Consider the following 16,195-nt stretch of genomic DNA (forward strand, 5'->3'; position numbering starts at 1 on the left):
GTTAGTTTACCGTGTTTTAATGTTTGGTTAAACGCTTTAAATTAACGATTATTTGTAACTAATTTAGTACCAAACGATTGTTTGTATTTCATACTGATGTAGCATGGTGAATATATATTAACTTTTTCTAATATGTTTATTGACAAAAATTGTGCAAACGTAAATAATATTCCAAACTTTCAGTAATTACTGAAAGTTCATTAATTTTAACTTTGCCAATTATTAATTGCCTTGTTAACCCGTCACCCTCAAGGAGCCAAAAATGATAGATGAAACCTTTGTGGATCTATCGCGATTGCAGTTTGCTGTTACCGCACTCTTCCATTTCTTATTCGTGCCTTTAACCATAGGTATGACCTGGATTTTAGTTATTATGGAATCGGTTTATGTTATGACCGGTCGCGAAATTTATCGTGATATGACTAAGTTTTGGGGAAAATTGTTTGGTATTAACTTTGCTATTGGGGTGGCAACGGGCCTGACCATGGAGTTTGAGTTTGGTACTAACTGGTCTTATTACTCGCATTACGTAGGCGATGTATTTGGCGCCCCGCTCGCTATTGAAGGCTTAATGGCATTCTTTTTAGAGTCGACCTTTGTGGGTATGTTCTTTTTAGGCTGGGATAGGTTAACTAAACGCCAACATTTGGGCGCTACATTTTTAATGGCGCTAGGTACTAATATGTCGGCGCTGTGGATATTAATTGCTAACGGGTGGATGCAAAACCCTGTAGGGGCAGAGTTTAACTATCAAACCATGCGCATGGAAATGACCAGCTTTGCAGAGCTTGTATTTAACCCAGTGGCGCAGGTTAAGTTTATTCATACGGTATCGGCAGGTTACGTAGCCGCTTCTATGTTTGTACTGGGCATTAGTAGCTGGTACATATTAAAAGGCCGTGATTTAGCCTTTGCTAAGCGCTCGTTCTCGGTGGCATCGGGCTTTGGTTTAGCATCCATATTGTGTGTCATTTTATTAGGTGACGAATCAGGCTACGAAGTAGGCGAAGTTCAAAAAGTAAAACTTGCCACCATAGAAGCTGAGTGGCATACCGAAGAAGCACCCGCTGCGTTTACCGCGCTTGGTTTTCCTGACTCAGATGAGCAGGTAACGCATGCAGCAGTAAAAATACCTTACGCACTGGGTATTATTGCTACCCGCTCTTTAGATGAGCAAGTTATTGGTATTTCTGATTTAGAGAAAAAACACGAGGTACGCATTCGTAACGGCATGATAGCGTACGAATACCTCCAAAAGCTAAGAAATGGCGATGACAGCGAAGAAAACATAGCTAAATTTGATTCTCTTAAAGCCGATTTAGGTTATGGCTTGCTGCTAAAACGCTATACCCCCAATGTAGTAGATGCCACAGAAGAGCACATTCAAAAAGCCGTTAAAGACTCATTCCCTAAAGTGGGGCCTATGTTTTGGTCATTTAGGATTATGGTGGCCTGTGGTGTAGCTATGCTGGCCGTGTTTGTATTGGCATTTTATTACAACGCACACCGTATTATTGAGCAAAAACGTTGGCTACTGTGGGCTGCAGTATTAAGTATTCCGCTACCATGGATTGCAATAGAATTTGGTTGGATCGTTGCTGAATATGGTCGCCAGCCTTGGGCTATATCAGAAATATTACCGACCTTTTTAGCCACTTCGTCACTGACGGTAAACGATATTTTAATTAGCTTAACTGGGTTTATTATTTTTTACACTGGCCTTGCTATTGTAGAAGGTTGGTTAATGGTGCGCTTTATTAAACAAGGCCCAAGCTCGTTACATACAGGCAAGTATCACTTTGAGTTACCAAACAAAGCAGATAAAGACGCAGGAGAGCAATTATGATTTTTGATTATGAAACATTAAAAATGCTGTGGTGGTTGCTCATTGGCGTACTGCTAATAGGCTTTGCAATTACCGATGGCATGGATATGGGCGTAGCGATGCTGCTTCGCCTTGTTGGTAAAACAGACTCAGAGCGCCGCACTGTAATCAACACCATTGGCGCCCACTGGGACGGTAACCAAGTATGGTTTATTACCGCAGGCGGCGCTTTATTTGCAGCGTGGCCTATGGTGTATGCCGCTGCATTTTCGGGCTTTTACTTTGCCATGATGCTGGTATTGTTTGCGCTATTTTTTAGACCTTTAGGTTTTGATTACCGCTCAAAAATAGACTCTAAACGCTGGCGTAATAACTGGGATTGGGGCTTATTTGCAGGCAGCGCCATTCCGGCTTTAGTATTTGGTGTGGCATTTGGTAACTTATTTTTAGGTGTACCGTTTAACATTGATAACTTACTGCGCGTAAGTTACCAAGGCTCGTTTTTTGGCTTACTCAACCCATTTGGCCTACTGGCAGGTTTAATTAGTATCACCATGTTAATTGCCCATGCAGGCATGTGGCTACAACTGCGCACAGCAGATGCCGTTGCAGAGCGCTCAGCGCAATATGGCCGCTACGCATTAGTGGTATTTATTGTACTGTTTGCGGCTGCTGGTATTTGGGTGGCAAACATAAATGGCTACCAAATTGTTTCTATGCCTGATACGCAAAGCCATGCAGATCCGTTGGCAAAAGTTGTAAGCACAGCGCAAGGTGCGTGGCTTAATAATTACAGCGAGCGCCCATGGACAATGACCTTCCCTATTTTAGGCTTTGTTATGGCACTCAGTGCTTTACTGTTCTCTAAACTAAACAAGCCAGCGCTAGGGCTTATTTCAACCAGCATTATGTTAATTGGCGTTATTATGACGGCGGGTGTGTCGCTGTTCCCATTTATTATGCCATCTGTTAATAACCCAGATATTAGCTTAACTATTTGGGATGCGGTGTCGAGCCACAGAACACTTAATATTATGTTTGTTGCTGTTGTTATATTTATTCCGTTAATTTTGGCCTACACCACCTGGTGTTACGTAAAAATGTGGCGCAGAGTAACGGTAGACGAAATTGAAAACAACACGCACGGTAGCTACTAAGGAGACTAAATTATGTGGTATTTCGCTTGGATTTTAGGTGTACTTTTAGCCTGTACCTTAGGTGTTATAAATGTAATGTGGTACGAGTTTCATCAAAATAAAAACAGCATAGCTGATGATGAACAACCGATGCACGATTTACTAAACGAAGCTAACAACACAAAAGATGACGACTAATCCCCGACCAAATCGCGCGCAGCAGCAATCTCTGCGCGCTTTTTTAAAACGGCAAAGTAAGCCTGCGGGTGCATGGTTAAAGTTAAGTATTGCACTGGGCACATTTAACGCTATTTTAATGATTGCAGGCGCCTATTTACTGGCACAAACTATTCATAACGTAATGTTTGAAGGCGCAAGCCTTAACCAAGTAACCCATTTACTTTGGCCACTTGCGGGTATTATTTTACTCAGAGCCCTGTTTTTAGCTATCAGTGAAAGGCTCAGTGCTTATGCGGCACTTAAAATAAAGTCGGCTATGCGCCAAACCTTATTGACCAAATTAACGCAACTTGGCCCAAGTTATATTGAACAACACGGCCAAGGAGCAACGCTTAACACCGTGCACGATGGCGTTGAAGCACTGCACGACTACTACGCTAAATACTTGCCTGGCGTTGCTTATAGCGCGCTTATTCCACTGGCAATCTTGGTGGTTATTTTTCCAACCGACTATAAAGCAGGCTTAATATTTTTATTAACCGCCCCGCTTATTCCGTTTTTTATGATTTTGGTGGGCTCAAAGGCCGAGGCGTTAAATCAAAAAAGATGGCAGCAACTGGCCGTACTAGGTAATTACTTTTTTGACCGCGTACAAGGTTTAACACAACTTAAATTGTTTAACGCAACGCAACAAGAGCTTAAACAAATAGCCAAAATTTCTGATGACTTTAGACACGCTACACTCGGTGTTTTAAAAATTGCCTTTTTATCATCATTTGCGCTGGAATTTTTAGCCACAATTAGTGTGGCACTGGTGGCGGTAATCATTGGTTTTAGACTGTTTTTTGGTACGCTTGATTTTGCAACCGGCTTTGTTGTTTTACTACTTGCCCCAGAATTTTACTTACCCCTGCGCCAATTAGGCAGTCACTATCATGCCCGCTTGCAAGGCATAAGCGCTGCGGCCGATATGGTCACTATTTTAAATGCCCCACTTCCTGAGCAATCACAGCAACATGAAACAAAGTTTGAGGAGCATATAAGCTCAATAAACATAAACAACTTAAACTTTACCTACCCAAACAGTAACGAAGGCATAAAAAATATAAACCTTACGCTACCCGCTAAAGGGCTAGTGGCAGTAGTAGGTGCTAGTGGCTCAGGTAAAAGTACTTTATTTGATTGTTTATTAGGGTTTCATCCGCAGGTGATTGAACAAATAAGCATTAATAATAAATCACTTGATGCTACAAGCATTAGCACATTACAAAACGCAATTGCGTGGATCCCACAAACCCCAACGCTTTTTTATCAAAGCATTAGCGATAACATAAAAATAGCCAAGCCAGCCGCTACGCAACTAGAGCTTGAGCAAGCCGCACACCAAGCGGGCGCCTTAGATTTTATAAACACGTTAGAGAATGGGTTCGACACCCTGATAGGTGAGCAAGGTGAAGGACTCTCTGGCGGTCAAAAGCAGCGTATAGCCCTCGCGCGGGCGTTTTTAAAACAAGCGCCTATTTTAGTGCTTGACGAACCGACAGCCCACCTTGATAGCCAAACCGAGCAGCTTATTCAGCAGGCTATAAATAATTACGCTAAAAGCCACTTAGTGTTGGTCATTGCCCACCGGCTAAATACAGTCAAAAACGCAAGCAATATCCTTGTTATGCAAAATGGCGAAATAGCACAGCAAGGGACTTACAGCCAACTTGAGCAACAACAAGGCGCATTTAAATCACTCCTTAATTTACAAGCGCAAGGAGCAAACAATGACTAATTTTATTAGGCTATTAAAGCTTTGCCGCCCCCATTATAAAGCCATGCTACTGGGTACTTTTTTAGCGACGTTAACGGTACTTGCAAATGTGGGCTTATTAGCTATATCGGGGTGGTTTTTAGCCTCAATGGCGGCAGCAGGTATCGCAGGCGTACAAATGAACTACTTTACACCCGCAGGGACTATTCGATTTTTAGCGATTGTACGAACTGCATCACGCTATGGTGAGCGCTTAGTAACACATAACGCGACGTTTTTATTGCTTAGTGAAATACGCGTTAATATGTTTGCCACGCTAAGTAAGCTAAACAATGTAGATTTAGCAATGAGCCGCAGCGCCGATTTAGTTAACCGCTTACAAAATGACGTGGATGCGCTTGATAAGTTTTACTTAAACATATTACTGCCAATGCTGGTAGCGCTGTTGAGTGTGCCCATAATTATGGTGTTTATGGCGGCTTATAACGCCAATGTTGCGCTTATTTGTTTTATAGGCATTTTATTAATTGGTGTTGTTTTACCTGCGCTGTTAAGTGCTAAATTAAATAAAAATAGCCATAAAGAAACACAGCTCAGTGCACAACTTAGAGCAGAGCTTTCTGACACCCTAACCGGCCTTAGAGAGCTGAGTATTTATCAGGCACGTGCTGGGCAAATTTCAAAATGTAATGAACTAAACGAGCAATATAACCAACAACTTTATAGTCGCCATAAAGCACTCGCAAATAGCGACGGTTTAAGTTTGCTGGTTGTGCAGCTAGCTATGCTTGGCGCCATAGTCACTATTGTGCCTTTGGTTTACAGCGGCGCTATGGTAAATGTTGAGCTTGCTATGTTAAGCCTATTTGTATTGGCAAGCTTTGAAACTGTATTACTGTTGCCTAATGCATTTATAGAGCTGCCCAGTGTACTCAAAGCCGCTGAGCGACTATTTACACTGGAAGATAAAGTCACAGCGCAAGAAGCTAATAGCGCTGAGTTAGTTGAGATGCAGTTTGATAAAAACAATACAACTTTGGCACTTAATAACATTGGCTATAAATACCAAGAGCACAGTGCTTTAACTAATATCAGCTTTACCCTTAAAGCACAGCAAAAAGTAGCGATTGTAGGCAGAAGCGGCAGTGGTAAAAGCACCTTGGTTAATTTACTCACCGGGTTATGGCCTGTGCAGCAAGGCAGTATTAGGCTAAGCGATGAAAATAACGCAGCAGAACTCCACGCACTAAGCAGCAACACCCGCGCAAGCGTTATTAATATACTTGCGCAGCAGCATCATATTTTTGATGGCACATTAAGTGAAAACTTACGCTATGCAAAGCCAAGCGCCACAAAAGAAGAAATGCTTGAAGCCATTAACCTTGCACAGCTAAAACCTTGGTTTAATGAGCTACAAGATGGATTAAAAACCCGTTTAGGCACAGGTGGGAGAAGTGTTTCTCAAGGCCAATCAAGGCGCATAGCTATTGCGCAAGCTTTATTACAAAACCCTGCCATTTTAGTACTTGATGAGCCTACAGAAGGGCTTGATAACCAATCTAAGCAAACGGTAATGAGCGCTATTATGCAGGTAATGAGTAACGCAAGCGTACTTACCATTACCCACGACCCAGCTCTTTTAGCGCAAATGGATAATATTATTTGGCTAGAAAATGGCAGCCTTGTAGCGCAAGGCACTCATAAAGAACTTAGCGAAACATATACCGATTATGTTGCCTTAACTACTCGGTTTTAAATAACTTGAACTCTGGTTAAGAGATTTACTACCCAACTGAATATTAATGAAACTTAATTCTGTTTTTCTCTAGCTAGAAATTTTAAGTGGAAACAAGGCGAATTTACGCGTCAATAGCTAGCCTATTGCAAGAAAATTCAACGCAGTTAGCGCTAAAAATAGCTGCTTGAGATAGATATATTATCCAGAGACCAAGTTAATCATTTAAAACGCTGATTGATACATCTATAACGCCGACTTTAGGGTCGGCAATTTTTTTAAACATACCTAACGATAAATCAATAACCCGCCCTCTAACGTACGGGCCTCTATCGTTTATTCTCACGATCACCGATTTGTTATTTGCCAAGTTTGTAACCTTCACTTTTGTACCAAAGGGTAATTCTAAATGCGCAGCAGTGGATGCGTTTTGACTAAATGTTTCGCCGTTTGCTGTTGTGCGACCATGGTATTTATTAGCGTAATAAGAGGCTTTACCTAACTGAGTACGCTCGCCATTAGCAGAGGTAACGATAGGTTGGCTGCTACACGCAGCTAAAATTGATAAAAAACTGAGGGTAAAAATTAACTTAGTAAAAGACATAGATGCGCTTTAATTATAAAAATTCGCGCAAAGGTTAACCTTACGTGGCTGAGTGTGTACTGAATTAAAATATTTTATAGGCAATAAAAAACCACCGGCGATTACTCTTAGGTGGTTTTTTTAAAAAGCATAAGGCGCTTATCTTACGATACCGCGCTCAGAGCTTTTCACAAAATCAATCATAGTTTGTACTGCAGGGTACTTAGCGGCATCTTCACTTAGTGAGGCAATTGCTTCGTCTACACTTAAGCTCTTACGATAAAACGCTTTATAAGCACGGCGTACGGCCATAATTTCGTCGCTTTCAAAGCCACGACGCTTCATACCTTCTTTATTGGTCGCTGCAGGGCCTGCTGGCATACCAATGGTGGTTACAAATGGCGGTACGTCTTTATTAACACCTGAGTACATGCCAATAAATGCGTGATCACCAATTTTACAAAATTGATGCACACCTGAGTTACCACCTAAAATAACCCAATCGCCTACATGCACGTGGCCTGCAACGCTTGCGTTATTAGCAAATATAACGTTATTACCAATTACGGCATCGTGAGCAACGTGGGTATACGCCATAAATAAGTTATTGCTACCAATTTTAGTCACACCTTGGTCTTGAATAGTACCACGGTGAATGGTTGCACACTCACGTATAACGTTGTTATCGCCCATAATAAGAGTGGTTGGTTCGTTGTTATATTTTTTGTCTTGGCAGGCTTCGCCTACTGACGCAAATTGAAAAATATGATTGCCAGAGCCAATAGTAGATGGCCCTTTAATAACAACGTGAGACTCAATAATACAGTCATCACCGATCACAACATCATTGCCAATATAGCTATATGGACCAACTGAGACATTGTTGCCTAGTTTAGCGCCAGGTTCGATTATTGCTGTAGAATGGATCACTATTAAAACTCTCTTCTCGCACACATAATTTCGGCACTACATACAACCTTGCCGTCGACTCTTGCTTCAGCGGCAAATTTCCATATATTGCGACGCTCTTTTAAAAACTCTACATGCAAATGCATTGTATCGCCCGGTATAACTGGCTGTTTAAAACGTGCGTTATCTACTGCAGCAAATAAGTAAAGCTCGTTATCGCTACGGTTTTCTACTGTTTTAAATCCTAATAAACCGGTGGCTTGCGCCATGGCTTCTAATATTAGCACACCAGGGAAAATTGGCTGATTTGGAAAGTGACCAGTAAAAATAGGCTCGTTAACCGATACATTTTTAATCGCATGCAGTGACTCGCCAGGCGTAAAGTCAATTACACGATCAATTAAAAGCATCGGGTAGCGGTGTGGTAATAAACTTAAAATTTCTTGAATATCAAGGCTATTTAATTCGTTTGCCAAAATAGCATCCTTATTAGTGTTCAACGTTATGACTTAGCCAATGCTTCAAGCGCTTTGAGACGTGATTTCATGTCTGAAAGATTACGCAAGTGGGCAATTGATTTACGCCATTCTTTATTAGTTGTATGGGGCATACCAGATGAGTAAATACCCGGCTCGGTGATCGATTTAGTCACCATACTCATGCCGGTAATTATAACACCATCACATACTGACATGTGACCATTAATTGCGGTCATGCCACCTATTTGGCAGTTTTTACCAATGGTTACACTACCTGCTAGTACAGTACAGCCTGCAATTGCAGTACCCGAGTTAACTTCAACGTTGTGTGCTATTTGACATTGGTTATCGATGATCACATTACTATGAATAATCGTGTTATCGAGTGCGCCACGGTCAATTGTTGTGCTTGCGCCCACTTCAACCTTGTCGCCGATAATCACAGAGCCTAGCTGAGGAATTTTAACCCACTGCCCGCGCTCGTTTGCATAGCCAAATCCGTCACTGCCAACCACACTGTTTGCTTGAAATAAACAATCAGCGCCAATTTCAACATCGTGATAAATAGTCACACTCGGCCAAAGCTTTGTGCCAGAACCTATTTTAACACGTTCACCGATGAAACTGTTCGGACCAATTTGTGCGTTATCACCAATCACAGCACCGGCTTCTATAACTACATTTGCGCCAATGGCAGCACTTGCACTTACCGTTGCACTTGGGTGAATAGTCGCACTAGCGTGTATACCTTGCTGCGCCGCTTGCGGGGTTGTATCCATAAATTGTGCAAGCTTTGCGTAGCTCACATACGGATTTCCAACAATGATTTTTGCGCCACTAAAATACGGTGCATCGGCTTCGCTAAGAATAACAGCACTGGCTTGTGTGGTTTCAAGCTGCGTACGATATTTTGAGTTCGCTAAAAATGCAATATGCCCAGAACGGGCATTTGCAAGTGTAGCTATTTTTGTAATTTCTAAAGCGCCATCACCTTGAAGTTCGGCGCCTAGAAGTTCCGCAATGTGCGAAAGCGTATAATTTTGCATAGAGTGATTATTTCTTACTAACTGCTGATACAACTTTGCTTGAAAGATCAGTTACTTCTTTAGGGTTAAAGTAAATAGTAGTGTCTTTAACTTTAACTTCATCGAAGTCGCCATCTTTAGCAATTTCTTCAATTGTTTTAATAATTAAACCCTGAACTTTAGCAAGCTCTTGGTTTTGACGTGCTTTGATTTCTTGCTCTAAAGGACGACCTTTTTCAGCAAGGTTTTGTTGCATGCCTTGGATTTTATCACGTAGTGCATCTTTTTGAGCTTGGCTCATTGTAGTGCTTTCACGCTTAAATTTTTCTGCTTCAAAGCGAATGTCGCCTTGTAGTTTTTCAAGCTCTTGACGACGCTCTGCAAACTCAGTTTGTAAAGACTGCTCAATTTTAGCCATTTGAGGAATTTGCTTGTAGATCTCTTGCATATCAACAATGCCTACTTTGTGGGCAAATGCACTTGCAGAGGTGCCCATCATCAATGTTGCTAACACGGCTACTGCTGTTGATTTAAATAATTTTTTCACAAAAAACTCCTTTAGAAAGTGTTACTAATATTAAAGCTGATGGTCTTTGTATCGTCATCTTCTTCTTTTTGCAATGGATACGCAAAACTAATCAGCATTGGACCCATTGGAGAGATCCATTGTAAAGATAAACCGGTTGATACCCTAAAGCGCATTGGATCAGAGTAATCATCTAACTTAGCACGCTCATCTGGCGCTAAGTTTTGGAAACGGTCAACGTTAAATTCAGTATCCCATACGTTGGCAGCATCTACAAAGAAACTGGTACGTACAGAACTGGTGTTTTCTTCATCTAAGAACGGCGTAGGTACAATTAGCTCCATACCTGCAACCGCTTTTGCATTACCACCAATACGCCCTTGTGGTACTAAAATATCAAACTCATCAGAGCCACCGATGCTACCGGTTGTAGTACCATCAGCACCTGGCGTACCAGGGATTGATAAAGGAACACGTGATACAGCGCGCGGCAATATAGTATTACGGTCAAAGCCACGTAGTTCCATTTCCGTTATACGGAAGAACTCTTGGAATGGCAGAGTTTGCTCATAACCATTGGTTGACCCATAACCATTACCGTAACCAAGCGCTGCACGTGTTGAGAACACCCAACGGTGGTCATTCGATATTGGCCAGTAAAAACGCGAATCGTAGTTCAGTTTAAAATACTGAAGATCAGAGTTAGGCGTTGTGGCTGTTAAATTTAATGTTTGACGCGAACCCGCTGTTGGGAATAAACCACGGTTAACTGTGATACGCGACCAACCTACGCTTAGCTCATATTTAGTAAAGTCAAAGCCAGCATCTGGGTTTTCTTCATCTAAGAAGGTTTCGCGTAGTACGCGAGTTTGTTCGTACTCGGCAATTTCTGAAAGTTCTTCTTGAATCCAACGTACGCCAAAGTTAACACGGTTTACCGCATCAATTGGGAAACCAATATTGGTACCAATACCGTAACTTGTTGATTTATAATCTACTAGGCTAAATTTACTGGCATCGTAGTTGTTGTAAAAAATACTGCTGCCTTGCGATACACCATCTGGCGTAAAGTAAGGGTCGGTGTACGACAAGCTAATGCTTTCAGAACCAGTAGAGGTATTTAAGTTTAAGCCAATTTGATTACCCGTACCTAAAAAGTTAGATTCGGTCACACCAATATTAAACTGAAGCCCTGCGTATGAGCCATACGCTAAGCCCGCGTTAAAGCTACCTGCCGATTGCTCTTTTACTGTAAAGTCTACGTCTACTTGGTCATCTACACCCGGTACTGGTACTACGTTAAAATCAACAGTTTCCATGTACGGTAAACGTTGAATTTGCAGCTTTGAGCGCTCAAGATTTTGATTAGATAACCACGCACCTTCAAGTTGTGTCATTTCGCGGCGAAGTACTTCATCAGCAGTATTTTGGTTACCACCAACGATGATACGACGTACGTACACACGCTTGCCCGGATTTACCGACAGCGTAAGTTGCACTTCTTGTTTTTCATCATCAATTTCTGGAATTGTGCGTACTTCGGCATTGGCATAACCAAAGCGCGCTAAGTAGCTTTTGATAAATTCTTCAGATGAGGTCACCACTGAGCCATTGTAAAGCTCGCCGGCGCGAAGTGGGATAACGCTTTTGATTAGCTCTTCTCGGCCGAGTAAATCACCGATAAAATCAAAGCCTTTCACTTTGTATTTTACACCTTCGGTGATATTTGCCGTTACATAAACCGATTCACGTTCAGGACTAACTGATACTTGAGTTGAATCAATATTAAAACGCAAATAACCACGGTCTAAATAAAAGCTACGAATTTTTTCTAAATCGCCTTCAATGGTTTGTTTTTGATAGCGATCGCTACCCATAAACTGCCACCAAGGTAAATCTTGTTGCGACTCTGCAAGCTGAAGAAGCTCTTCGTTTGAAAAAAGTTCATTACCAACTAAGTTGATTTGACGAATAGAGGCTGCATCGCCCTCATCAAACTCGAGTCTCAATTTAACCCGGTTACGTGGCAGCTTAGTGATACTTATGTCCACTTTTGCATTGTATTTACCAATGCTGTGGAAAAACTCAACCAACCCTTTTTCGATATTATCGATAACGGTTTTATCAAGCGGTTCACCTTGGCGAATATCTTGCTGATCGAGTGATTCGTTAAGCTGCTCGTCTTTTATATCTTTATTGCCTTCAAACTCAATAAAGCTAATAGTAGGACGCTCAGTCACTTTAAAAATAACGTTATTACCATCGCGTAACGCTTTGATGTTGTCAAAGTGACCTGAACGATAAAGTGACTTTATTGTTTTTGAAATCGTATAGTCATCAACGTTATCGCCCACATTGATAGGAACATGCGTTAGTGCTGCACCAAGTGCTACACGTTGCAAACCTTCAATTTTTAAATCTTCAACAATAAAGGAGTTTTGGCCCAGGGCTGCAAAACTTGCACCCAATAAACTTGAAACTGCCAAATGTTTTTTTATAGCCATTTTATTATCTTTATCCTTTACAACTGTATTACCGCTTAACATCAAAACTAATAATTAGTGATGCTTACAATCGTGTTCTAATTAGTAATTGTCACGCTGTAACTACAAACGCGATACATCATTGAACAAAGCGAAACATGTTAAAAATATGAGCAACAAGGCGCCCACTTTAAAACCAAATTCTTGTGTCTTTTCAGAGACAGGCTTTTTACGGAAAAGTTCAATTATGTAATACATTAAGTGTCCACCATCAAGCACTGGCAGAGGTAATAAATTAAATACACCCAAGTTAACGCTTATTAGCGCTAAAAAGCTTAAAAAAGCGACTAGCCCGTAGCTTACGCTAGTTCCTGCACCAACTGCAATGCCCACAGGGCCACTTAAATTTTTAACCGAAACCTGACCTGTAATTAAATTACCAATCATGTCAAAGCTAAGCGTTATAAGGCGCCAGGTCTCTTGGGTACCACGAACAATACTATCAAGCGGACCAAAGCTTCGGGTTTCAACATAGCCATCAGGCCAAGGTTGAACAACCGGCGCAACACCTAAAAACCCTTGTTCAATACCGTGCTCATTAATGCGCGATTTAGGCGTTACTGTTACGCTATTCATACTATCTTGTCTTTTTACACTAAATTGTAAAGATTTGTTAGCCGATTGCGTAATAAGATTAACTAATTGCTGCCAATCGCTTATTGTTTCACCATTTACAGCGATAATCGTATCGTTAACCTGCAAATTAGCCAGTTCGGCTGCTGAATTTTTAGTAATAGCCGCAATGGTTAATGTGGCTTGCGGTCTAAATGGTACAATACCTAACGAACTCAGTGGCGGCACGTCTTGTTGATCGAGCTTCCAACCCTCTACGTTAAGCATTTTTGTTTGCTCTTGGTAGTTTTCATTACGCACTACTACGGGCACGCTTTGCTCACCTAAGCTCGACATAAGTGCAAAAGTTGCATCTTGCCAGGTGGCAATCGTGTCATCACCAATTTTAATAATTTGTTCAGAGGGCATAATGCCCGCCTGCTCTGCTCTGCTACCTTCGGTAATACTACCCACTACAGGTTTTACCGATTGCACGCCCACCATGTACATAGCCGCCAGCGCTACAATAGCAAATAAAAAATTAGCCAGCGGGCCGGCTGCCACTATGGCTATACGGGCCTGAACCGATTTAGCGTTAAATGACAAATGGCGCTCATTCTCAGGCACTTCATCCACGCGTTCATCAAGCATTTTAACGTAGCCACCCAGCGGAATAGCGGCAATTACGTATTCTGTATTGTATTTATCGTGCCACTTTAAAAGCGGTTTACCAAAACCAATCGAAAAGCGCAGCACTTTAACACCCATTTTACGGGCCACCCAAAAGTGCCCATATTCATGAATAGCAACTAAAATGCCCAGCGCTAAAATAAACGAGCCAAGATTCCAAAAAAAATCTAACATATTAATGAGTCACTTTTGTTATTAGGTCCGCTGCACGTTGGCGGGCTTGTTGGTCACACGCTAATATTTCATCTAGGCTTTGTACGTTAGTGAATGTGGCCGCATCAAGCGTTTGTGCATTAATTTTATAAATGTCAGTAAAGCCAATTTGGCCTTTTAAAAATGCCGCAACCGCTATTTCGTTTGCTGCATTTACCGTTGTGGTTGCGCCTTGCCCTGCGCTGCACGCATCAATAGCGAGTTGTAAATTTGGATAACGCGCAAAATCAGGCTTTGTGAACGAAAAATCACAAATATCCGAAAAGTTGAGTGGTTTTACACCCGCGTTAATTCGATCTGGGTAAGCGAGTGCATGTGCAATAGGTGTGCGCATATCGGGGTTACCCATTTGCGCTAAAATGGAGCCATCGTGGTATTGCACCATAGAATGAATAATACTTTGCGGGTGGATCACCACATCAATATCGCTGGTGTCACAATTAAACAGCCATTTAGCTTCAATAAATTCAAGCCCTTTGTTCATCATGGTGGCTGAATCTACCGATATTTTTTGCCCCATAGACCAATTAGGATGAGCGACGGCTTCACTAACCGTTACCTCTTTTAAGGTATTTATATCGCGCGTTAAAAATGGCCCACCAGAGCCGGTAAGCAATATTTTACTTACGCCATGCTCTTGTAAATTTTGATCAGCGTTTGCGTTTTGAAGTGAATGAGGTAAACACTGAAAAATAGCGTTGTGCTCGCTATCAATAGGTAACAACGTGGCTTTATGCTGTTTTACTTTATCAATAAACAACTGCCCTGACATAACCAACGATTCTTTATTGGCAAGCAGTACTTTTTTACCTGCTTCAACGGCGCTTAGTGTGGGCAGTAAGCCGGCAGCGCCAACAATAGCTGACATGACGGTATCGACATCGGGATGCGCACATAAATCGCTCATAGCCTGCTGTGAATGCATTACTAAGGTTTGGCATGGCGTATTATTTAAATACGATGATAATTGCTCTGCAGCGCTTTGTGTGGCCATAACCGCATATAACGGTTCGTGCTCAATACACAGCTCAGCCATCTTTTTTGCATTGTGGCCTGCAGTGAGGGCAAATACGTTAAATAGCGCTTTGTTTCGCGCTATAACATCTAATGTACTTAACCCAATTGAACCTGTAGCGCCTAAAATAACAAGTTGTTGCTGTTGGCTCATAAACTCAAGGTCCATGCATAGCACATTACAAACATTGGGGCTGCTGCGGTTAAGCTGTCAATTCTATCTAAAATACCGCCGTGGCCGGGTAAACAGCGACCACTGTCTTTTAGGCCGGCTTCACGTTTAAACATGCTTTCGAGTAAATCACCGACAGCCGAAAACAAAGCTATAAAGGCGGTCATTACCGCATAAATAGGCCATACAGCAAAATCCACACCGGTAAAGTGACAAAAAGCTAAAACAAATATAATTGATGCAACCACACCGCCTGCTAGGCCTTCGATGGTTTTGTTAGGGCTCACCTTTGGCATGAGCTTGTGTTTACCAAAACTTTTGCCTGTAAAATAAGCCCCTACATCGGCGCTCCACACAATACCAAGTACCACTAAAATCAGTACCGAGCCAAAGTGCGTTGATTCAGCGTATTGCGCGCTACGTAAAGTATTGAGTGCAAGCCAAAGTGGGATTAAAGTAAGCAACCCGGCAATGCCGCGCATTACCAAGCCTTCGTTCCATGCTTTGGCCATGGCTGGGTAGCGCCAAATTAAATAACTGGCCACAATCCACCAAGCAAACGAGAGCGTAAATAAGTAATTTGCATCCCCGACCAACTGGCCGTTTTGCCACAGTGATTCAATCGGCCAATGTAAATTTAGCAGCGCCAATAACGCGCCAATTAACACCACAAACGCACCACGTTTTAATTTTGTGCATAGGCCCATAAAAGCAGACCACTCCCACGCGCCAAGTAAAACAATAATACCGGCAAAATAACTAAACAATGTTAGTGGAGTATAAAAAACCAAGGCTAGCGCTAACGGCGCTAATACAACCGAGGTTAAAATTCGTTGTTTTAACAAAATAGTGAC

General features: G+C 41.9%; 14 protein-coding genes. 5 read left to right on the top strand and 9 right to left on the bottom strand.

Going from position 1 to position 16,195, the window contains the following annotated elements; all coding sequences use genetic code 11:
- Positions 1–262 precede the first annotated feature (262 nt).
- Genes PAT01_RS07975 through cydC form a run of 5 tightly spaced genes read left to right on the top strand, consistent with a single transcriptional unit; the run spans position 263 to position 6,656 of the window.
- Entirely contained in the window at positions 263–1,846 is a 1,584-nt protein-coding gene (locus PAT01_RS07975) for a cytochrome ubiquinol oxidase subunit I (RefSeq protein WP_138578421.1), read from the top strand.
- Positions 1,843–2,982: a cytochrome d ubiquinol oxidase subunit II gene (gene cydB, locus PAT01_RS07980; protein ID WP_138578423.1), complete on the top strand. Its 1,140-nt coding sequence runs from the start codon at positions 1,843–1,845 to the stop codon at positions 2,980–2,982. Before PAT01_RS07975 ends, cydB begins: the two co-directional genes overlap by 4 nt.
- A gap of 12 nt (positions 2,983–2,994) precedes the next feature.
- Positions 2,995–3,159 (top strand): cytochrome bd-I oxidase subunit CydX, encoded by a 165-nt coding sequence (gene cydX, locus PAT01_RS07985; protein ID WP_004586934.1) that lies wholly within the window; start codon positions 2,995–2,997, stop codon positions 3,157–3,159.
- Positions 3,149–4,921, top strand: a complete 1,773-nt coding sequence (gene cydD, locus PAT01_RS07990) for a thiol reductant ABC exporter subunit CydD (RefSeq protein WP_138578425.1) — start codon at positions 3,149–3,151, stop codon at positions 4,919–4,921. Before cydX ends, cydD begins: the two co-directional genes overlap by 11 nt.
- Entirely contained in the window at positions 4,914–6,656 is a 1,743-nt protein-coding gene (gene cydC, locus PAT01_RS07995) for a thiol reductant ABC exporter subunit CydC (RefSeq protein ID WP_138578427.1), read from the top strand. Before cydD ends, cydC begins: the two co-directional genes overlap by 8 nt.
- A 196-nt stretch (positions 6,657–6,852) precedes the next feature.
- Here the strand turns inward: cydC and PAT01_RS08000 are convergent, their stop codons facing one another.
- The 9 genes from PAT01_RS08000 to PAT01_RS08040 all read right to left on the bottom strand — a co-directional run bounded on the left by PAT01_RS08000 (position 6,853) and on the right by PAT01_RS08040 (position 16,186).
- Positions 6,853–7,239, bottom strand: coding sequence for a septal ring lytic transglycosylase RlpA family protein (locus PAT01_RS08000; RefSeq protein WP_024033818.1), 387 nt, complete (start codon positions 7,237–7,239; stop codon positions 6,853–6,855).
- Between the two features lie 138 nt (positions 7,240–7,377).
- Entirely contained in the window at positions 7,378–8,148 is a 771-nt protein-coding gene (lpxA, locus tag PAT01_RS08005) for an acyl-ACP--UDP-N-acetylglucosamine O-acyltransferase (RefSeq protein ID WP_029773689.1), read from the bottom strand.
- A 2-nt stretch (positions 8,149–8,150) separates the two neighbouring features.
- A complete protein-coding gene (gene fabZ, locus PAT01_RS08010; protein WP_004586929.1) occupies positions 8,151–8,603 on the bottom strand; it encodes a 3-hydroxyacyl-ACP dehydratase FabZ in 453 nt (150 codons plus the stop codon).
- 26 nt (positions 8,604–8,629) lie between these two features.
- Positions 8,630–9,652 carry a UDP-3-O-(3-hydroxymyristoyl)glucosamine N-acyltransferase gene (lpxD, locus tag PAT01_RS08015; RefSeq protein WP_064386080.1) on the bottom strand — a complete coding sequence of 341 codons (1,023 nt, stop codon included), beginning with the start codon at positions 9,650–9,652 and terminating at the stop codon, positions 8,630–8,632.
- Positions 9,653–9,659: 7 nt separating this feature from the next.
- Entirely contained in the window at positions 9,660–10,178 is a 519-nt protein-coding gene (locus PAT01_RS08020; protein WP_004586927.1) for an OmpH/Skp family outer membrane protein, read from the bottom strand.
- An 11-nt stretch (positions 10,179–10,189) separates the two neighbouring features.
- A complete protein-coding gene (gene bamA / locus PAT01_RS08025) occupies positions 10,190–12,661 on the bottom strand; it encodes an outer membrane protein assembly factor BamA (RefSeq protein ID WP_154945301.1) in 2,472 nt (823 codons plus the stop codon).
- A 102-nt stretch (positions 12,662–12,763) separates the two neighbouring features.
- A complete protein-coding gene (gene rseP, locus PAT01_RS08030; RefSeq protein WP_138578429.1) occupies positions 12,764–14,116 on the bottom strand; it encodes a sigma E protease regulator RseP in 1,353 nt (450 codons plus the stop codon).
- A gap of 1 nt (position 14,117) precedes the next feature.
- Complete coding sequence (ispC, locus tag PAT01_RS08035; protein WP_029773686.1) at positions 14,118–15,323, bottom strand: 1-deoxy-D-xylulose-5-phosphate reductoisomerase; 1,206 nt, start codon at positions 15,321–15,323, stop codon at positions 14,118–14,120.
- Positions 15,320–16,186 (bottom strand): phosphatidate cytidylyltransferase, encoded by an 867-nt coding sequence (locus PAT01_RS08040; RefSeq protein WP_004586923.1) that lies wholly within the window; start codon positions 16,184–16,186, stop codon positions 15,320–15,322. The genes ispC and PAT01_RS08040 overlap by 4 nt, the downstream gene beginning before the upstream one ends.
- Positions 16,187–16,195 lie beyond the last annotated feature (9 nt).

The organism is Pseudoalteromonas atlantica, assembly GCA_007988745.1.
Classification (GTDB): domain Bacteria; phylum Pseudomonadota; class Gammaproteobacteria; order Enterobacterales; family Alteromonadaceae; genus Pseudoalteromonas; species Pseudoalteromonas atlantica.